At 68.0% G+C, this 18645-nt stretch carries 16 protein-coding genes; 3 read left to right on the forward strand and 13 right to left on the reverse strand.

Annotation, left to right across the window (positions count from 1 at the left end; all coding sequences use genetic code 11):
- Positions 1-2: 2 nt before the first annotated feature.
- Complete coding sequence (locus tag BM355_RS06725; RefSeq protein ID WP_091696408.1) at positions 3-3134, reverse strand: bifunctional [glutamine synthetase] adenylyltransferase/[glutamine synthetase]-adenylyl-L-tyrosine phosphorylase; 3132 nt, start codon at positions 3132-3134, stop codon at positions 3-5.
- Positions 3071-4411, reverse strand: a complete 1341-nt coding sequence (gene glnA / locus BM355_RS06730; protein ID WP_091696411.1) for a type I glutamate--ammonia ligase — start codon at positions 4409-4411, stop codon at positions 3071-3073. Before glnA ends, BM355_RS06725 begins: the two co-directional genes overlap by 64 nt.
- 134 nt (positions 4412-4545) lie before the next feature.
- Between glnA and panB the strand changes: the two genes are divergently transcribed.
- On the forward strand, positions 4546-5391 hold the full coding sequence (panB, locus tag BM355_RS06735; protein WP_091696413.1) for a 3-methyl-2-oxobutanoate hydroxymethyltransferase: 846 nt from the start codon (positions 4546-4548) through the stop codon (positions 5389-5391).
- A gap of 71 nt (positions 5392-5462) precedes the next feature.
- Here panB and BM355_RS06740 read toward each other — a convergent pair whose 3' ends face one another.
- Positions 5463-5666, reverse strand: coding sequence for an SPOR domain-containing protein (locus BM355_RS06740; protein ID WP_091696415.1), 204 nt, complete (start codon positions 5664-5666; stop codon positions 5463-5465).
- A gap of 64 nt (positions 5667-5730) precedes the next feature.
- Here BM355_RS06740 and map point away from each other — a divergent pair, with 64 nt between their 5' ends.
- Positions 5731-6678 (forward strand): type I methionyl aminopeptidase, encoded by a 948-nt coding sequence (map, locus tag BM355_RS06745; protein ID WP_091696418.1) that lies wholly within the window; start codon positions 5731-5733, stop codon positions 6676-6678.
- 158 nt (positions 6679-6836) lie between these two features.
- Positions 6837-7601, forward strand: coding sequence for a polyphosphate--glucose phosphotransferase (ppgK, locus tag BM355_RS06750; RefSeq protein WP_091696707.1), 765 nt, complete (start codon positions 6837-6839; stop codon positions 7599-7601).
- Positions 7602-7707: 106 nt separating this feature from the next.
- On the opposite strand, the gene nrdR is transcribed toward ppgK, so the two are convergent.
- The 10 genes from nrdR to ftsZ form a co-directional block, all read right to left on the reverse strand.
- Positions 7708-8202, reverse strand: coding sequence for a transcriptional regulator NrdR (nrdR, locus tag BM355_RS06755; RefSeq protein WP_091696420.1), 495 nt, complete (start codon positions 8200-8202; stop codon positions 7708-7710).
- A 118-nt stretch (positions 8203-8320) separates the two neighbouring features.
- On the reverse strand, positions 8321-11833 hold the full coding sequence (gene dnaE, locus BM355_RS06760; RefSeq protein ID WP_245760657.1) for a DNA polymerase III subunit alpha: 3513 nt from the start codon (positions 11831-11833) through the stop codon (positions 8321-8323).
- A 154-nt stretch (positions 11834-11987) separates the two neighbouring features.
- Positions 11988-12944, reverse strand: a complete 957-nt coding sequence (locus BM355_RS06765) for an RluA family pseudouridine synthase (protein ID WP_091696710.1) — start codon at positions 12942-12944, stop codon at positions 11988-11990.
- Positions 12934-13488, reverse strand: a complete 555-nt coding sequence (gene lspA / locus BM355_RS06770) for a signal peptidase II (protein WP_177227881.1) — start codon at positions 13486-13488, stop codon at positions 12934-12936. Before lspA ends, BM355_RS06765 begins: the two co-directional genes overlap by 11 nt.
- A gap of 192 nt (positions 13489-13680) precedes the next feature.
- The gene (locus BM355_RS06775) at positions 13681-14451 is read right to left on the reverse strand and encodes a DivIVA domain-containing protein (RefSeq protein WP_091696429.1); all 771 of its coding nucleotides are present in this window, start codon (positions 14449-14451) and stop codon (positions 13681-13683) included.
- Positions 14452-14620: 169 nt separating this feature from the next.
- Entirely contained in the window at positions 14621-14911 is a 291-nt protein-coding gene (locus BM355_RS06780) for a YggT family protein (RefSeq protein ID WP_091696431.1), read from the reverse strand.
- Positions 14912-14985: 74 nt separating this feature from the next.
- The gene (locus tag BM355_RS06785; RefSeq protein WP_091696433.1) at positions 14986-15558 is read right to left on the reverse strand and encodes a cell division protein SepF; all 573 of its coding nucleotides are present in this window, start codon (positions 15556-15558) and stop codon (positions 14986-14988) included.
- 87 nt (positions 15559-15645) lie between these two features.
- Positions 15646-16428: a YggS family pyridoxal phosphate-dependent enzyme gene (locus BM355_RS06790; RefSeq protein ID WP_091696436.1), complete on the reverse strand. Its 783-nt coding sequence runs from the start codon at positions 16426-16428 to the stop codon at positions 15646-15648.
- The gene (locus tag BM355_RS06795) at positions 16425-17246 is read right to left on the reverse strand and encodes a purine nucleoside phosphorylase YfiH/LACC1 family protein (RefSeq protein ID WP_245760648.1); all 822 of its coding nucleotides are present in this window, start codon (positions 17244-17246) and stop codon (positions 16425-16427) included. Before BM355_RS06795 ends, BM355_RS06790 begins: the two co-directional genes overlap by 4 nt.
- 13 nt (positions 17247-17259) lie before the next feature.
- On the reverse strand, positions 17260-18483 hold the full coding sequence (gene ftsZ, locus BM355_RS06800; RefSeq protein WP_091696712.1) for a cell division protein FtsZ: 1224 nt from the start codon (positions 18481-18483) through the stop codon (positions 17260-17262).
- Between the last annotated feature and the right edge of the window lie 162 nt (positions 18484-18645).

Here is an 18645-nt window from a genome sequence, read left to right on the forward strand (position 1 = left end):
GTCTACAGCCCGTAGAAGTGCTTCTCGAACAGCTGCCGCGCCTGGCGGGTGGTGCGCAGGTAGTCCTCTTCGAAGCGTGAGGCCTGGCCCGGCTCATACCCGCACCAGCGAGCCACCGCCTCCAGGTCACCGCGCTTGGTGGGAACGACATCGGACGGCTTGCCGGACCAGACCATGTTCCCGGCCCTGATGCGGGTGGCCAGGCTCCACGCACGGTGCAGCACCTCGGCGTCCTGCGCTGGAAGGAGCCCGGCGTGGACCAGGGCCTTGAGCGCCTCCAGCGTCGAGGTGGTGCGCAGGGCGGCGTGCTCGTGGGCGTGGCGCAGCTGAAGGGTCTGGACCAGCCACTCCACATCCGAGAGTCCGCCCCGGCCCAGCTTCACGTGCCGTGCAGGATCGGCCCCGCGGGGAAGTCGCTCGGCCTCCACACGTGCCTTGATCCTGCGGATCTCCCGGATCGGACCAGGTCCCGGATCCGCCGCATAGCGGACCGTGTCAGCCCAGGCGGTGAACTCTTCGGCAAGGTCGTCGTCACCGGCCACCGGGCGGGCACGCAGCAGAGCCTGGACCTCCCAGATCTCCGCCCATCGGCGGTAGTACTCACGGTAGGACTCCATGGACCGGGCCAGGGGGCCCTTCTTGCCCTCGGGGCGCAGGTCGGCGTCGATCTCCAGCGGACGCTCGCCCAGCACCGCGGGCCGGCATGGCTGCTTGAGCAGTGCGCTGATGCGTTTGGCCAGCTCCACCGCCTGGCGCTGGGCCTCATCCGGGTCGGCTCCCTCGTGGGGCCTGTGGACGAACATGACATCCATGTCGGATCCGTACCCGATCTCGCGGCCGCCCTGCCGGCCCATGGCCACCACGAGCAAATCGGTGATCTCCTCCTGGTCTGGCCCCAGATCCTTCTCCGCCACGTGCAGCGCCCCCAGGACAGCGGCCTGGTCGGCGTCGGACAGCGCCGCGCCGACCGCCTCCTGGTCCAGCAGGCCGGAGGCATCGGCGATCGCGGTGCGCAGGATCTCGCGCTGACGGATGAGCCGGATCAGGCGCATGGCCTCATCGGCTGAGGGATGGCGGTTCATCTTCGACTGGATCTCGGTCCACTGCGTCTCGAAGGAGCGCGGCGCCAAGTCCTTGTCGCTGCCCAGCCAGGCGGCGGCCTCCGGCAGGTGCTCCAACATGTCGCTGATGTACCGCGACGAGGACAGGACCTGGCACAGGCGCTCGGCCGCTGCCGATGAATCACGCAGCATGCCCAGGAACCAGGGCGAGGACCCCAGGGACTCGGAGAGCCTGCGGAAGGCGAGGAGGCCGCCGTCGGGATCTGGTCCGTTGGCCAGCCAGCCCAACATGACCGGAAGGAGCTGGCGCTGCAGCGCCGCCCTGCGGGAGACCCCGCCGGTGAGGGCCTCGATGTGGCGGATGGCACCTTTCGGGTCCAGATAGCCCAGAGCCGCCAGTCGTTCCTGGACGGCTTCTGCGCTGAGCCGGACGTCGTCGGCCGAGAGGACAGCGGTGGTGGAGAGCAGCGGCCGGTAGAAGATCTGCTCATGCAGGGCCCGGACGTCGCGGCGGGTGCGGTTCCAGGCCTCCACCAGGCCCTCGGCGTTGACCGGCCCGGTGGCACCGGGACCCCGCATGGCCCGGGCCAGGACCCGCAGGGCCTCCGTCTTGTGCGGCATCAGATGGGTCCGGCGCATGTGCACCATCTGGATCCGGTGCTCCAGCAGACGCAGGTACCGATAGTGGCCGGCGAAGGCATCCCCGTCCCGACGGCTGATGTAGGAGGCCTCCTGCAGCGCATGCAGTGCCTCCAGGGTGCCGCGGACCCGCACGGACTCGTCAGCGCGTCCGTGCACCAGCTGCAGCAGCTGGGCGGTGAACTCCACGTCCCGCAGCCCCCCGGAGCCGAGTTTGATCTCCCGGTCCCGTTCCTTGTGGGAGATGTTCTCCATGACCCGACGACGCATGGCCTGCACCGACTCCACGAAGCCCTCGCGCTCGGAGCTGGTCCAGACCAGAGGCCAGATGGTCTCCAGGTACTCCCGGCCCACGTCTGGATCGCCGGCGATGGGTCGTGCCTTCAGCAGTGCCTGGAACTCCCAGCTGTGCGCCCACCGGCGGTAGTACTCGGCGTGGGAGTCCACGGTGCGGGACAGGGCCCCGTCCTTGCCCTCGGGGCGCAGATTGGCGTCCACCTCCCATAGTCCCTGTTCCGGGGCGGCTGCGGAGATCACCCGTGAGATGCCGGAGGCCAGTTCCCCCGCGATCTGCGCAGCCCGCCGCTCGTCGTCCAGAGTGGTTCTGTGGGCGAAGATCACGTCCACGTCGGAGATGTAGTTCAGCTCCCGAGCCCCGCATTTGCCCATCCCGATGACGGCCAGCTGCACCTGCAGCGCATCCTCACCGTGCTGCTCCACCGCCTCGGCCCGGGCCACGGCCAGGCTCGCCTCGATCGCCGCCCCTGCCAGGTCCGCCAGCCAGAGCGAGACCCGAGGCTGGGCGTCCGCAGGCTCCTCGGCCTCCAGGTCCTGCAGGGCGATGGCGGTCAGCTGCCGCCGGTAGGCCACCCGCAGTGCGGTGGCCGCGTCCTTGCCCCGCAGCGAGGCGACCGGCGGTGTCTGATCCGGGTCCGCTCCCACGGATTCGAGCAGCAGCCGACGCAGCCCGTCGGTGTCCGCCTCCCAGCGTTGCGGGCCCAGCACCGGTGCGGTGGTGGCCGCCCCGGCAGGGTCCAGCACCAGGTCGATGTGCTCGGTCCGGCGGATCAGGAACTCGCCCAGGGCTTCGGAGGATCCCAGCAATCGCACCAGACGCCGGGCGGTATCAGGCTCCTGCAACGCCGTGGCCGCAGACGGTGCCCGCTCGATCAGCCGGATCAACAGGATCAGGGCCTGGTCCGGGTTCGGCGCGTCGGCGAGGATGCGCACCATCTCCTCGGCGGGTACCGGGGCCAGCTCCGGGGACTCCAGCAGGCTGCCGGCCCGTTCGACCTCACCGAATCCGGCCGCCACCAGAGCGCGGCGGCTCGGTGCGGCCTGTCCTGACTCCTCGGAGCGGCCCGGGCCGGTCACAGGATGCCCAGGTAGCGCCGCAGCTCGTAGGGAGTGACCTCCACGCGGTACTCGTCCCATTCCTGGCGCTTGTTGCGCAGATAGTTCTCGCACGCCTGCTCGCCCAGGACACCGGCCACGAACTCGGACTCCTCCATCAGCCGAAGAGCATCATGCAGAGTGCCGGGGAGCGGATCATGGCCGAGGGCTCGGCGTTCGGTGTTGGTCAGCGCGCTGATGTCCTCAGCGGCGGCCTCGGGCAGCTCGTACTCCTCCTCGATCCCCTTCAGGCCTGCCGCGAGCAGCACGGCGTAGGTCAGATAGGGGTTGGCCGAGGCGTCGATCCCGCGGTACTCCACGCGGGCCGAGCCGGCCTTGTCCGGCTTGTACAGCGGGACCCGGACCAGCGCGGAGCGGTTGTTGTGGCCCCAGGAGACATAGGCCGGTGCCTCGCCACCGCCCCACAGCCGCTTGTAGGAGTTGACGAACTGGTGGGTGATCGCGGTGATCTCCGGGGAGTGCTTGAGCAGGCCGGCCACGAACCGACGGGCCGTGGTGGAGAGGCGATACTCAGCGGCGGGGTCGTAGAACGCGTTGGAGTCCCCTTCGAACAGCGAGAAGTGGGTGTGCATGCCCGACCCCGGGTGCTCGCCGAACGGCTTGGGCATGAACGTGGCGTAGCTGCCCTGCAGCTGGGCCACCTCCTTGACCACCGTGCGGAAGGTCATGATGTTGTCCGCTGTCTGCAGCGCGTCCGCGTAGCGCAGCACGATCTCGTTCTGGCCCGGGCCGTTCTCATGGTGACTGAACTCCACCGAGATCCCGATCGACTCCAGCATGCTCACCACATGGCGGCGGAAGTCCTGGGCCACGCCGCCCGGGACGTGATCGAAGTAGCCGGCCTGGTCCACCGGGACGGGCTTGCCGTCCGCGCCCAGCTGCTCGGAGCGCAGCAGGTAGAACTCGTTCTCCGGGTGGGTGTAGCAGGTGAAGCCCATGTCCGCCGCCCTGTTGAGCTGGCGACGCAGGATGTAGCGGGGATCCGAGGCGGAGGGCTCCCCGTCCGGGGTCATCACGTCACAGAACATCCGCGAGGTCGGCTCGTCCTCACCCCGCCACGGCAGGATCTGGAAGGTGGAGGGATCCGGCTGCAGCAGCATGTCCGATTCGAAGATGCGGGTGAAGCCGTCGATCGAGGAGCCGTCGAACCCCAGCCCCTCGGTGAAGGCGCCCTCGACCTCGGCCGGCGCCAGGGCCACGGACTTCAGGGTCCCGGTGACGTCCGTGAACCAGAGGCGGACGAAGCGCACATCCCGATCCTCGATGGTGCGCAGGACGAATTCCTGTTGACGGTCCATGGTGACGACGGCCTCCTGTGGGATCGCGGTGCCGGACCCCGGTCAGTCCGGTTCGGCATGGATTCCACTCTAGCTTCACCGACGCTCCCGGACCTCTGGGAGACGGCCACGGCCCCGCCGGTAGACTCCGCACCATGGCTGAGAATGAGACCGCGCCCTACGGCACCCCGAAGGCACCGTCCCGGTACCGGACCGTCCACCTCCAGCAGGCCAAGGACGAAGGCAGGCATTTCGCCATGCTCACCGCCTACGACTTCCAGATGGCCCAGATCTTCGATCAGGCCGGGATCGAGACCATTCTGGTCGGCGACTCCGCGGCCAACAACGTGATGGGGCATGCCACCACCCTGCCCATCACCCTGGACGAGATGATCGTCTTCGCCTCCTCTGTGGTCCGGGCCGCCCAGCACGCCATGGTGGTGTGCGATCTGCCCTTCGGCTCCTATGAGCTCTCCCCGGAGCAGGGCACGGCCTCGGCCATCCGTCTGGTCAAGGAGGCCAGTGTCCATGCGGTGAAGATGGAGGGGGGTTCGCGCTACGCCGAGCACATCCGGATGATGACGGCCGCCGGCGTCCCCGTGATGGCCCACATCGGCTTCACTCCCCAGTCCGAGAACGTCCTGGGCGGCTACCGGGTCCAGGGACGCGGGGATGATGCCGCCGCTCGGATGATCCAGGAGGCCACCGCCCTGCAGGACGCCGGTGCCTTCTGCGTGCTGATGGAGATGGTCCCCTCCGAGGTGGCCCGGCAGGTGGACGAGGCACTGCGGGTGCCCACCATCGGGATCGGCGCGGGCAACGCCACCACCGGACAGGTGCTGGTGTGGCAGGACATGTTGGGCCTGCGGTCCGGAAAGATGCCGCGGTTCGTCAAGCAGTATGCGGACCTTCGGTCCGTGGTGCACGACGCCGTCACCTCCTATGTGCAGGAGGTCCGGTCCGGCGCGTTCCCGGCTCCGGAGCACGGCTTCGAGTCCTGAGACCCACGCTCTGACACACAGGCCCGGGCACCCTCAGGGGTGCCCGGGCCTGCCGCTGTCTGAGGTGGGTCTCAGTCGGTGTCGTTGGTGGGGTTGTTGTCCCAGTTCGCGTCCTGCGCGTCGGACTCGTCCCACTTGTCGTTGTTCGCCTGGACCTTGGCCAGCGCGGACTGGGCCTCCTCCCGGGTGGCGTAGGGCCCCAGCAGCTGAGACCAGTCAGACTGCGGTCCCTCTTCGATCTGTTTGGTGTTCACGTTGAACCAGTACTCGCTCATGACGCCATGCTAGACCTCGGCGCGGAGGACCGAACGGGTCCGTGCCTGGCGATAGGATCGAGTCATGTCCCCCGCTGCGTCGAACACCGCCGTCACCTCCAGCCACAATGCACCCCGTCCTGCTGGCCCTGCCCCGGGTGAGCCCGGGTCCAAGGCTCCCCTGGGCACTCTGGCGCCGGGCGTCGTCGGGCCCCTCCTGCCGGTGCCGGCCCACATCCAGCGTCCGGAGTACGTGGGGAAGAAGACCGCGAATGAGGGCAACGCCTCGGATGTGTATGACGCCGAGGGGATCGAGAAGATCCGGGCGGCCGGACGCCTGGCGGCCCAGGCCATGCAGGAGACCGCGAAGCACATCGCTCCCGGGGTCACCACTGCCGAACTGGACCGGATCGCCCACGAGTTCCTGGTGGACCATGGCGCCTACCCCTCCTGCCTGGGGTACCGCGAGTTCCCCAAGTCGATCTGCACCAGCCTCAACGAGGTCATCTGCCACGGCATCCCTGACTCCACCGTGCTGGAGGACGGGGACATCATCAACCTGGACATCACCGCCTACCTGGACGGGCACCACGGCGACCACAACATGACCTTCCCGGTCGGCACGGTGGATGAGGAGTCGGCCCTGCTGATCGAGCGCACCCACGAGGCGATGATGCGCGGGATCAAGGCGGTCAAGCCCGGGCGCCAGATCAATGTGATCGGCCGGGCGATCGAGTCCTACGCCAAGCGGTTCGGCTACGGCGTGGTGCGCGACTTCATCGGGCATGGAGTGGGCGTGGAGTTCCACTCCGGCCTGGTCATCCCCCACTACGACGCCGCACCCGCGCACGACCGACTGATGGTGCCGGGCATGGTGTTCACCATCGAGCCGATGATCACCCTCGGTGGGATCGCCTGGGACCAGTGGGACGACGGTTGGACCGTCACCACGCGGGACCGCACCCGCACCGCCCAGTTCGAGCACACCCTGGTGGTCACCGAGGACGGCGCAGACATCCTCACGCTGCCCTGACCTCCCCTCGCCTCACACCTGCACACCCCCAGCCCTTCAAGACCGGAGATCCCATGGACCACGTCACCGCAGACCGAGCAGCCCAGACCGAGCAGCCCGGGGCTCACGCCGCCGGACAGCATCAGGTCACCGGCCAGGACGGCGCCTACCGCAAGATCATGGGCATCGACATCGGTGGCACCGGCATGAAGGGTGGGATCGTCCGCGTGGGCGATCACCCCAAGAGCGGTCAGCTCAAGGGCGACCGCTTCCGCATCCCCACGCCGCAGCCAGCGCTGCCGGAATCGGTGTCCCAGACCCTGGAGTCGATCGCCGCTGAGCTGGATTCCCGCAAGGGTGCACCCTCGCCGGACGCCGCGGTGGGCGTCTGCTTCCCCTCGATCATCCAGCACGGCGTGTGCCTCTCGGCCAACAACATCGACCCGTCCTGGATCGGCACGGACGTCCAGGGGCTCTTCAGCGATCACCTGGGCCGTCCGGTCCGGGTCATCAACGACGCCGACGCGGCCGGCCTGGCCGAATCACGGTTCGGCGCGGGCAGGGGTGTGGCCGGATCGGTGCTGACCATCACGCTGGGGACCGGGATCGGCGCGGCGATGGTGCATGACGGGATCCTGGTCCCGAACTTCGAGCTGGGGTCACTGGAGCTGGACGGCGTGATGGCCGAGAAGCGCGCTTCGGCCTCGGCCCGCGAACGCGAGGGGCTGGACTGGCCCGCGTACGCGGAGCGTCTGCAGCGCTACTTCTCCTACGTGGAGCGGATCTTCTCGCCGGACCTGTTCATCGTGGGTGGCGGCATCTCCAAGCGGCCGGACGACTTCCTGCCGCTGCTGAACCTGCGCACCCCGATCGTGCCGGCCGAGCTGCGCAACAACGCCGGGATCGTGGGGGCCGCGCTGTATGCGGCCGAGTCGAATGCCTGATCTGGTCGGCGGAACGGGCTGCTGAGGGTGGTGGCCGGGGGCGGCTCCGGCTTCCCCTCCGGAGCCGCCACCGGCAGCTGTGGGGCCCCGTCACGGGGCGGTTCACCTAGCGGGTGAACAGTCGAGGCTGCAGCGCCTCCGGCCGTGTGGCCTTGCTGTCCGAGGTGCGCAGCTCCTCGATCGCCTTCTCGAAGTCCTTCAGGTTCTCGAAGTCCTGGTAGACCGAGGCGAACCGCAGGTACGCGACCTGGTCGAGCCGACGCAGCGGATCCAGGATGGCCAGACCCACCTCGTGGGCGTCCACCTCGGCGTTGCCGGCGGCGCGGATGACCTCTTCAACCTCTTGCGCCAGCATGGCCAGATCGTCTCCGGTGACGGGCCGGCCCTGGCAGGCCTTGCGCACACCGTTGATGATCTTGGTCCGGTCGAAGGGCTCTGCCACCCCGGAGCGCTTCACCACGGTCAGCGACGTGGTCTCCATGGTGGTGAACCGCTTCCCACAGGACTGGCACTGACGGCGCCGGCGGATGGCCGAACCGTCGTCCATCGAGCGGGAGTCGACGACCCGGGAGTCCTCGTGACGGCAGAACGGACAGTGCATGGGATGTGCCGTTGCCTTCCTGCTGTCGGATCGAGGACGTGGATTCATCCTAACCCTACATATGGCGTCACCACAACCGAAATCCAACTACATCTTGTGGTTCGCCGGCAGTGCTTCCTCAATCGAGACAGGAGGGGCCCAGGAGCACCTTGAGGTCACCGAACAGGGCCGGATTCGGGTTGACCCGGAACTCGGGCGAGAGCTGGAGGATCTCCACCGAGCGGTTCTTGGTCAGCTTCATCCGCACCTCGGTGGTCCCCGGGTGGACCTTGAGCACATTGCCCAGCTCGGTGACCATCGCCTCGGTGGCCTTGAACGAGGGCAGGGTCAGAGTCACCGGCCCGGTCAGACCGTCGGAGAGATCCGGTATGGTCAGCTCCTGGGCGTTGAGGGTGACCGAGCCGTCGTCGCGCCGCTGGACCCGGCCACGCACCGCCACCACCAGGTCCTCAGCCAGAAGCGTGGCGATCGGCCCGTAGACCTGACCGAAGAACATGACTTCCATCGAGGCGGCGAGGTCCTCGATCTCACAGCGCGCATAGGCGTTGCCGGAGTTCTTGGCGATGCGCCGCTGCAGCGAGGTGATCAGTCCGGCAATGGTGACCATGGAGCCGTCCGGAGCGCCGTCGTCGGAGAGGATGCTGGTGATCGAGTGGTCCGCATGCTGGTCCAGGATGCCACCCAGTCCCTGCAGCGGGTGGTCCGAGACGTACAGTCCGAGCATCTCCCGCTCGAAACCCAGCTTGTCCTTCTTCTCCCACTCCGGAAGGTCCGGAACCTCGATGCCCAGGCCGGCGTCGGCCGCACCGTCGCCTTCGGCGTCCAGCAGCGAGAAGAAGTCGAACTGGTTGTTCGCCTCCTGCCGCTTCTGCACCACCGTGGCATCCACCGCCTCCTCGTGGATGGCCAGCAGCGCACGGCGGGGATAGCCCAGCGAGTCGAAGGCACCGGCCTTGATCATCGACTCGATGGTGCGCTTGTTGCACACCACGGCGGGGACCTTCTTGAAGAAGTCCTGGTAGGAGGTGAAGTCTCCCTTCTCCTCACGGGCGCCCACCATGGCGGTGACCACGTTGGTGCCCACATTGCGCACTGCCGCCATGCCGAAACGGATGTCCTTGCCCACCGGGGTGAAGAACAACGACGATTCGTTGACGTCCGGAGGCAACACGGTGATGCCCATGTGCCGGCACTCGTTGAGGTACATGGCCATCTTGTCCTTGTCGTCACCCACGGAGGTGAGCAGTGCGGCCATGTACTCCGCCGGGTAGTGCGCCTTGAGGTAGGCCGTCCAATAGGAGACCAGACCATAGGCGGCCGAGTGCGCCTTGTTGAAGGCGTAGTCCGAGAACGGCAGCAGGATGTCCCACAGCGCCTTGACGGCGGCCTCAGAGTAGCCGCGGTCGATCATGCCCTGGTGGAAGGCCTCATACTGCTTGTCCAGCTCGGACTTCTTCTTCTTGCCCATCGCCCGGCGCAGGATGTCCGCCTGGCCCAGCGAGTAGCCGGCGACCTTCTGGGCGATCGCCATCACCTGCTCCTGATACACGATCAGGCCGTAGGTGGTGTCCAGGATCTCTCGCAGCGGCTCCTCCAGCTCCGGGTGAATCGGGGTGATCTCCTGCTGGCCGTTCTTGCGCAGGGCGTAGTTGGTGTGGGAATTGGCACCCATGGGTCCGGGCCGGTAGAGCGCGATGGTCGCCGAGATGTCCTCGAAGTTGTCCGGCTTCATCATCTTCAGCAGCGACCGCATGGGGCCGCCGTCCAGCTGGAACACGCCCAGGGTGTCGCCCCGGGCCAGGAGGGCATAGGACTCCGCATCGTCGAAGCTCAGCCCCTCCAGGTCCAGGGTGATCCCCTGGTTGGCGGTGATGTTCTCCAGGGCGTCCGAGATGATGGTGAGGTTCCGCAGCCCCAGGAAGTCCATCTTGATCAGTCCGAGCCCCTCGGCCGTGGGGTAGTCGAACTGGGTGATGACCTGGCCGTCCTGCAGGCGCCGCATGATGGGGATGACGTCGATGATCGGCTCGGAGGACATGATCACGCCGGCGGCGTGCACGCCCCACTGACGCTTCAGGCCCTCGATGCCCTTCGCCGTCTCGAAGACCTTCGCGGACTCCGGATCCGAGGCGACGAGCTCCCGGAACTCCCCGGCCTCGCCGTAACGCGGCGCATCCTTGTCCTCGATGTCCTTGAGCGGAATGTCCTTGGCCATCACCGCCGGCGGCAGCGCCTTGGTCAGCGTCTCCCCCATGGAGAAGGGCTTGCCCATCACACGGGCCGAATCCTTCAGGGCCTGCTTGGTCTTGATGGTGCCGTAGGTGACGATCATCGCCACGCGCTCGTCCCCGTACTTCTCGGTGACGTAGTCGATCACCTCCGAGCGGCGGCGATCATCGAAGTCGACGTCGAAGTCGGGCATGGAGACACGGTCCGGGTTGAGGAACCGCTCGAAGATCAGCCCGTGCTCCAGGGGGTCCAGCTCGGTGATCTTCAGCGCGTAGGCCACCATGGAACCGGCGCCGGAGCCACGTCCCGGGCCCACGCGGATGCCGTGGTCCTTGGCCCAGTTGATGAAGTCGGCCACCACCAGGAAGTACCCGGGGAAGCCCATGGAGATGATGACCTCGAGCTCATAGTCGGCCTGCTTGCGCACATGGTCCGGAACGCCGTTCGGGTACCGCCCGGCCAGACCGGTGGTGACCTCCTTGATCAGCCAGCTGGTCTCGTCCTCCCCCGGCGGGCAGGGGAACTTGGGCATGTAGTTCGCCGAGGTGTTGAAGGAGACCTCGCACTGCTCGGCGATCACCAGGGTGTTGTCGCAGGCCTCAGGCAGCTCGGAGAACAGGGAGCGCATCTGATGCGGGGACTTCAGGTAGTACTCCGTGCCGGAGAAGGCGAACCGGGAACCGCCCTGGTCATAGGTGGGCTCCAGCAGGGTCGATCCGGACTGGATCGCCAACAGCGCCTCGTGTGGTTTGGCGTCGTGCTCGTGCGTGTAATGCAGGTCGTTGGTGGCCACCAGCGGCAGGTCCAGGTCCTTGGCCAGCTTGAGCAGGTCGGTGATGACCCGCTTCTCCAGGTCCAGCCCGTGCTGCATCAGCTCGCAGTAGAAGTTCCCGGCCCCGAAGATGTCCTTGAACTCGGCGGCGGCCTCGCGGGCCTCGTTGTACTGCCCGAGCCGCAGTCGGGTCTGGATCTCGCCGGACGGGCAGCCGGTGGTGCCGATCAGTCCCTCCGAATAGGTGGAGAGCAGCTCGCGGTCGATGCGCGGCCATTTGGCGTAGGCCGAGTCCAGAGAGGCGATCGAGGCGGCTCGGAACAGGTTGTGCATGCCCGTGTTGTTCTTGGACAGCAGCGTCATGTGCGTGATGGCACCGCCGCCGGAGACGTCGTCGCTCTTCTGATGCTGCTCGCCCCAGCGGACCTTGGTCTTGTCCGTGCGGTGCTGATGACCCGGCGCCAGGTACGCCTCAAGCCCGATGATCGGCTTGATCCCCGCGTCCGTGGCCTTCTTCCAGAAGTCGAACGCACCGAAGAGGTACCCGTGGTCGGTGATGGCCATGGAGTCCATGCCCAGCCGCTCGGCCTCCGCGAACAGCTCGGTGAGCTTGGCCGCCCCATCCAGCATGGAGTACTCGGTGTGGGTGTGAAGGTGAGCGAAGCCCTTGCCCTTGCCGTTCGCTGTCCCTGTACCGGCCGTCGTCGTGGTCACCTGTTGCCTGTCCTTCGTCTCGTGCCCGCCTGGCAGGCACGCCCTCGCCTCGTCTGCCAGGACACCCTAGTCACTCCCCGCGCAACACGCTCAAGGCGTAGCGAAGGTCATCCGGATACTCGCTCTGGTACTCCACCCACTCCCCCGTGACCGGGTGCGGGAAGCCGAGTCGGTGCGCATGCAGCCACTGCCGGGTCAGCCCCAGCTCGGAGGCCAGCCGCGGGTCCGCACCGTAGGTCAGATCGCCGGCACAGGGGTGGCGCAGGGCGGAGAAGTGCACGCGGATCTGGTGGGTGCGTCCGGTCTCCAGGGTGACGTCCACCAGGGTGGCGCGTCCGAACGCCTCCACGGTGCGGTAGTGGGTGATCGACTCGCGGCCGCCCTCGATCACCGCGAAGCGCCAGTCATGCCCGGGATGCCGTCCGATGGGAGCGTCGATGGTCCCGTCCAGCGGATCCGGCAGCCCCTGGACCACCGCATGGTAGGTCTTCTTCGGCGTCCGGTCCCGGAAGGCGTCCTTCAGGACCGTGTAGGCCCGCTCGGTCTTGGCCACCACCATGATCCCGGAGGTGCCCACGTCCAGACGGTGCACGATCCCCTGGCGCTCCGGTGCACCCGAGGTGGAGATGCGGTAGCCCAGACCGGCCAGACCGCCCACCACGGTGGGCCCCACCCAGCCCGGCGAGGGGTGTGCGGCGACGCCCACCGGCTTGTCCACCACCACATAGTCCGGGTCATCAGCCAGGATGTCGAGGTCCTGCACGATCTCCACCTTCACTTCCAGAGGGTCAGCCGTCTGCGGCACGTGGACCACCAGTTCGCTCCCGGCACTCACCTTGGCGGACTTCGCCACGATCCGCTCAGCGCGCCGACCGGTGGTGGCCCGCTCGGTCACATGCCCCTCCGCGCACCACTGCGCGGCCACCGTCCGAGAGACGCCGAGCGCACCGGCCAGCACCGCGTCCACGCGCCTGCCCGCCTCCTCCTCCGGCACGGGCACGACGACGATCCCCGGCTCAGGCGTCATGGTCACCGGCACGCTGAGGCTGGGCAGGAGGTTCGGCCCCGTCCTGATGATCCTGCTCACGGGTCCCGTCCGGGCGACGGCCGGTGAACATCAACAGCACGATCCCGATGATCGAGCAGACGATCAACGAGTCGGCGATGTTGAAGATGGCGAAGTTCGGCAGGGCGATGAAGTCCACCACATGGCCCACCGCGAACCCCGGGGGCCGGAACAGCCGGTCGGTGAGGTTGCCCAGCACGCCGCCGAGCAGACCGCCGAGAGCCACCGCCCAGACGGCGGAGCGGACCCGGACGATCTGTACGATCACCACCACGGCCACCACCGCCTGGATGATGGTGAAGACCCAGGTGTGCTCCTCGCCGATCGAGAAGGCCGCACCCGGGTTCAGGATGTAGTGCCAACGCAGCAGCGGCGGCAGGACATCGGTGATCTGCCCCAGCTCCATGGTCGATTCGACCCACCACTTGGTCAGCTGGTCAGCGGCATAGCCCAGCACGAGGACCAGGACGGCCAACCAGGCCCACCGGCGCCTGCGCTGCGGCAGCGGGGCAGGGACCGGCTCATGCGGGTCCGCCGAGGGGCGGTGTGGATCAGGGGCGGCAGCAGTGGATGGCACGGTGGCGGAGGCTCACGTTTCGCTGGGGCGGTGACGACGCGGGGCCGGCCACAGTGCTCACCGTGGTCGGCCCCGTGCCAGGGTCGCGCCGGATCGGCGCAGTGTCAGATGAGGGTGAGATCAGGCCTTCTTGACGGCCGTCTCCTCCTGGATGGTGGTCTGGCTGTCCAGATCGCGCAGCTGGCCCTCGATGTAGGCCTTCAGACGCGAACGGTAGTCCCGCTCGAAGCCCTGCAGCTGATCGACCGTGCGCTCCAGGACGGTCTTCTTCTCCTCCAGCTCGGCCAGGGTCTTGCGCGAGGTCTCCTGAGCGTCGTTGACCAGGCCGGTGGCCTCGGTCTGAGCCTCGGCGATGATCTCATCGCGCTTCCGCTGGCCCTCGGCCACGTACTCGTCATGCAGGCGCTGGGCCATGGCCAGCACGGCGGCGGCCGACTGGGAGGACTCGGTGATGACCGGCTGGGAGGACGTGGCCTCGACGGGTGCCTGGACCTCAGAGTCGGTCTCAGCGAAGGCGGCCGGGGTGGCGGTCTCGTCCTCGGCGCGGAGCTCGTCGTCCTGGATCTCCGAAGTGGCTCGGGTGCCCTCGTCCTCGGCGTGGTCTGCGGAGACAGGCTCAGCGGGGATGGCTGTGGTGGCGTCCTCGTCCGCCTCGACGACGGACAGGTCCTGTCCGTCAGCGGAGACCGGTGCCGGCACGGCAGTCTCGGTGGCGCCACCGTCCTGGAGCTGGGCCACCTTGCGACGCAGCTCGTCGTTCTCCTGGTTCAGACGGCGCAGCTCCACCACGATCTCGTCCAGGAAGTCATCGACCTCGTCCTGGTCGTATCCCTCACGGAACTTCGTCGGCTGGAATCGCTTGTTGACAACATCCTCAGGCGTGAGAGCCATGTGGTCACCCCATCGTCGTGATCTGCGTTGGTCCTGTCACCACATGGTGGCAGGTCGGTCTTCGTCCACAGGCAACTCTGCTGCACCGTGGACATTCTGGGTTTCAGGCTACCACTGGCCGCCGGCGCTTCCGGAGTCGGGAACCGGGTGTTCTGGGGCGTTCAGACGGTCAGATGGCGAGGCCTCGAGCCACGGACTTGAGGATGACCACGGCCAGGAACAGGACGAGGAACGCCACGTCGAGGCCGATGCCCCCCACGTTGACCGGAGGGATCTTGGAGCGCAGCCAGCGCAGTGCCGGGTCGGTCAGCGTGTAGACGGCCGAGGCGATCACCAGCACCAGTCCCTGGGGGCGCCAGGAGCGCGCGAAGGACTGGACCACATCCAGCACGATGCGCAGCACCAGGAGGTACTGGACGAGCGCCAAGGCCAGGTAGATGAGGGAGAAGAGGAGTGTCACGTCAGCCTGTCCACGTCAGTCGTCTCCACGCCGCTGGCCCGGGGTGAGGGCCGAGCCAGGCGGCGGGGCGGCGATCAGCTCTGGTTGAAGAAGGAGGCCTGGTCCTCGCCCAGGGCGGTGTCGTCACCGAGCACCTGGACGTTGACCGGGGTGAGCAGGAACACCTTGTTGGTGACGCGCTCGATGGAGCCGTGCAGGCCGAAGACCAGCCCGGCGGAGAAGTCGACCAGACGCTTGGCGTCGGCCTCACCCATGTCGGTGACGTTCATGATCACCGGGATCCCGCTGCGGAAGGACTCACCGATCAGCTTGGCGTCGTTGTAGGAGCGCGGGTGCACCGTGGTGATCTGGCGCACGGCGGAGGCGTCGTCCCGCCCCTGGGCTGCACGCTTGATGGGGGTGACCGGGGCGCGGTACTCGCGCTCCTCGGCAGCGGGCCGGGTGCTGACCGCACGGGACCCGACCGAGCGGTCGGCGCGCTCTGCCTCGACAGCCCGCTCAGCACGCGGCTCCGGGGCACGCTCGTAGGACGGGGCCTCTCGCTCCTCACGTGCGTTCCGCGTGTCGGCACGCTGATCCATCTCGTACTGATCGTCGCCGTCAGCGAGACCGAGATAGATCATCGTCTTCTTGAGTGCACCAGCCATCGAAATTCCTCACCATGTGGACGTTGCCCGGGTCTTCGGGCCGACTGCTGAGCCGGTGGAGCAGATGCCCCACGGTCATCTTCGAGGTTAACCCACCGCTGGACGCGGTCCCAGGACATCAGTGCCGATCCGCAGGTGTGTCGCCCCTGCGGCGATCGCCTGCTCCAGATCGGCGCTCATCCCCGCGGAGATCCACGCGGCATCAGGATGGTCCTGACGGATCCGGCGGGAGATCTCGGCCAGTTCGGCGAAGGCCGGGGCCGGGTCCTGCCCCAGGGGTGCCACAGCCATCACACCACGCAGCCGCAGCTGCTCGGAGCCGGCGATCCGCTCCGCCAGTGCGGCGACGTCAGTCGGCTGAGCGCCGCCGCGGGCCCCGATCCCGGCAGGCTGCTCCTCGGCCGGTCGCCGGTCCAGGTCCACCTGGATCAGGCAGTCCAGGGGTGCCCGTTCCGGCTCATCCTGATCCCGCCGCTTGGCCTGCTCCCGACCCATCGCAGAGTCCAGGGCGTCCACGAGGTCGCCGCGGTCCACGGAGTGGACGGCGGAGGCGTAGCGCACCACATACTTGGCCTTGTTGGTCTGCAGCTGTCCGATGAAGTGCCAGTCCAGGTCCTGGTCGGCCACCTCGGCAGCCTTGGCCCGCGCCTCCTGGTCACGGTTCTCCCCCACCGCTCGCACCCCGAGCTCGGCCAACAGGCGCACATCCTGGGCCGGGTGGAACTTGGTGACCACGATCAGCTCGGGACGATCCTGCCGTCCGGCCGCCCGGCACGCCTCATCCACACGCTCCTGCACGACGGCCAGACGCCGCCCCAGCTCCTCCCGGCGGGCTGGATCGACCCGAGGCTGCTCTGTCGACTCGGTCATGTCTCGGTCCTCCAGACCAGCCCTGCCAGGCGCCCGGCTCCGGGCGCCCGGCGATGCGAATAGAAGCGTTCGTCCTCACGGGTGCACTCCCCGGTCCGATGCACGCGCACCCCGAGCGAGGAGAGCACGTGTTCAGCGCCGGCGGGCAGGTCCAGCGCAGGGGTTCCCCAGGACGTCTGTGCCGCGACCTGCGGCAGTGCCCTGACCGACTCCTGGAACATCCGTTCCGGGACCTCGTAGCACCGGCCGCAGATCGCCGGGCCGATCCAGGCCTGGATCCGCCCCGGCTCACGACTGGCGCCCGCCGCATGCATCTGCTCGACGGTGGCCTCCAGCACGCCGTCCAACAGACCACGGCGTCCCGCGTGCGCCACAGCGGTGGGTCCGTCCCACTGGTCGGACCGCTCCGATGCGCCGGCGCGCTGCGAGACGAACACCACCGGGAGGCAGTCGGCCACCATGATGGCCAACGGGTCCAGTCCGGCCGGGCTGACCTGGGCGTCCGCCTGGACCGGCGCCGAGCCGACGGCGTCCCATCCCCGGCCTCGTGCAGGAACCACCCGGGCCGAGTGCACCTGGTCCAGGTATTCGGTCCGGCCAGCTGGCACGCCCATCACCTCATCCAGGGCCCGACGGCGGCCGGCCACCTGATCGCGCAGTCGCGCCTGGGCCTCGGGGTCCAGGGATGCAGGATCCTGGGCAGGTTCGCCGGGCCCGACGGCCTCACCGGTGACGTGGAAGGCCAGGTTCCCGGCCGCCGTCGTGGTGAAGCCCACCTGCAGGCCCGGCGAGACCTGCACACGGGTGCTGAAGACCACCGGGATCAGGCGCTCACTTCAGGAAGTCGGGGACGTCCAGGTCGTCACGGCCGGAGCCGTGGGACTCGGGCTCGACCACGGTGGGCAAGTCCTGCTGGGCAGGCTCCTGGCGGTAGCCGGACTGCTCCACCGGGGCTGCCTGAGGCGCGGAGGAACCCTGCCCGTACCCGTGGTCCTGCCCCTGGGAAGACCGCTGCTGGCTCTGCTGGTCGTTGACCGGCAGAGATCCCGGCAGCGGGGTGTTCTGGCGCTGCGAGCCCTGGGATCCCTGGGCGGGCGCCGAGGTGGCGTCGACCTGGTCGAAGCCGGCGGCGATGACGGTCACGCGCGCCTCGTCGCCCAGGGCGTCGTCGATCACAGCGCCGAAGATGATGTTGGCCTCGGGGTGGGCGACCTCCTGGACCAGGCGGGCGGCCTCGTTGATCTCGAACAGGCCCAGGTCCGAGCCGCCCTGGATGGAGAGCAGCACGCCGTGCGCGCCGTCGATCGAGGCCTCCAGCAGCGGGGAGGCGATCGCCAGCTCAGCGGCTTTGACCGCACGGTCCTCACCCTGGGCCGAGCCGATGCCCATCAGGGCCGAGCCGGCACCCTGCATCACGGACTTCACGTCGGCGAAGTCCAGGTTGATCAGGCCCGGAGTGGTGATCAGGTCGGTGATGCCCTGGACACCCGAGAGCAGGACCTGGTCAGCCGAGCGGAAGGCGTCCAGAACGGAGACGTTGCGATCCGAGATGGAGAGCAGTCGGTCATTCGGGATCACGATCAGGGTGTCGACCTCATCGCGCAGCGCGTCGATGCCGTTCTCAGCCGAGGTGGCGCGACGGCGTCCCTCGAAGGTGAACGGGCGGGTCACCACACCGATGGTCAGTGCGCCGAGCGAACGGGCGATGCGGGCCACCACGGGTGCGCCGCCGGTACCGGTGCCGCCGCCCTCGCCTGCCGTCACGAAGACCATGTCCGCTCCGCGCAGGACCTCCTCGATCTCCTCGGCGTGATCCTCAGCGGCCTGGCGGCCGACCTCAGGGTTGGCGCCGGCACCCAGTCCACGGGTCAGCTCGCGGCCCACGTCCAGCTTGACGTCGGCATCACTCATCAGCAGTGCCTGGGCGTCGGTGTTGATCGCGATGAACTCCACGCCGCGCAGTCCGACGTCGATCATTCGGTTCACGGCGTTGACGCCGCCGCCGCCGATGCCGACGACCTTGATCACGGCCAGGTAGTTCTGAGGTGCTGCCACGTTGTCTGTCCCTTGTTCGGTGTGCTGGACGGTCTGGTTCAAACTGGTCTAACCCTCAGGTTGAAGGTTAGTGTTATGTCAAGTTGAACGCTCTGTAGAAACGTTATGGCCCACACCGGGATCACGCAAAGACCACCACCGCGTGTCGCCGGGACACACCGG

Origin of the sequence: Micrococcus terreus (assembly GCF_900116905.1) — a bacterium.
Classification (GTDB): domain Bacteria; phylum Actinomycetota; class Actinomycetes; order Actinomycetales; family Micrococcaceae; genus Citricoccus; species Citricoccus terreus.

Bases quoted from the DNA above. Each gene is read 5' to 3' on its own strand.
- BM355_RS06765 (WP_091696710.1), bottom strand. From the start codon at position 12,944: ATGACGCCTGAGCCGGGGATCGTCGTCGTGCCCGTGCCGGAGGAGGAG.
- nrdR (WP_091696420.1), bottom strand. From the start codon at position 8,202: ATGCACTGTCCGTTCTGCCGTCACGAGGACTCCCGGGTCGTCGACTCC.
- ppgK (WP_091696707.1), top strand. From the start codon at position 6,837: ATGGGCATCGACATCGGTGGCACCGGCATGAAGGGTGGGATCGTCCGC.
- BM355_RS06790 (WP_091696436.1), bottom strand. From the start codon at position 16,428: ATGACCGAGTCGACAGAGCAGCCTCGGGTCGATCCAGCCCGCCGGGAG.
- dnaE (WP_245760657.1), bottom strand. From the start codon at position 11,833: ATGCTGGATGGGGCGGCCAAGCTCACCGAGCTGTTCGCGGAGGCCGAG.
- glnA (WP_091696411.1), bottom strand. From the start codon at position 4,411: ATGGACCGTCAACAGGAATTCGTCCTGCGCACCATCGAGGATCGGGAT.
- BM355_RS06725 (WP_091696408.1), bottom strand. From the start codon at position 3,134: ATGGGACGAGTACCGCGTGGAGGTCACTCCCTACGAGCTGCGGCGCTA.
- panB (WP_091696413.1), top strand. From the start codon at position 4,546: ATGGCTGAGAATGAGACCGCGCCCTACGGCACCCCGAAGGCACCGTCC.
- BM355_RS06740 (WP_091696415.1), bottom strand. From the start codon at position 5,666: ATGAGCGAGTACTGGTTCAACGTGAACACCAAACAGATCGAAGAGGGA.
- BM355_RS06785 (WP_091696433.1), bottom strand. From the start codon at position 15,558: ATGGCTGGTGCACTCAAGAAGACGATGATCTATCTCGGTCTCGCTGAC.
- BM355_RS06775 (WP_091696429.1), bottom strand. From the start codon at position 14,451: ATGGCTCTCACGCCTGAGGATGTTGTCAACAAGCGATTCCAGCCGACG.
- map (WP_091696418.1), top strand. From the start codon at position 5,731: ATGTCCCCCGCTGCGTCGAACACCGCCGTCACCTCCAGCCACAATGCA.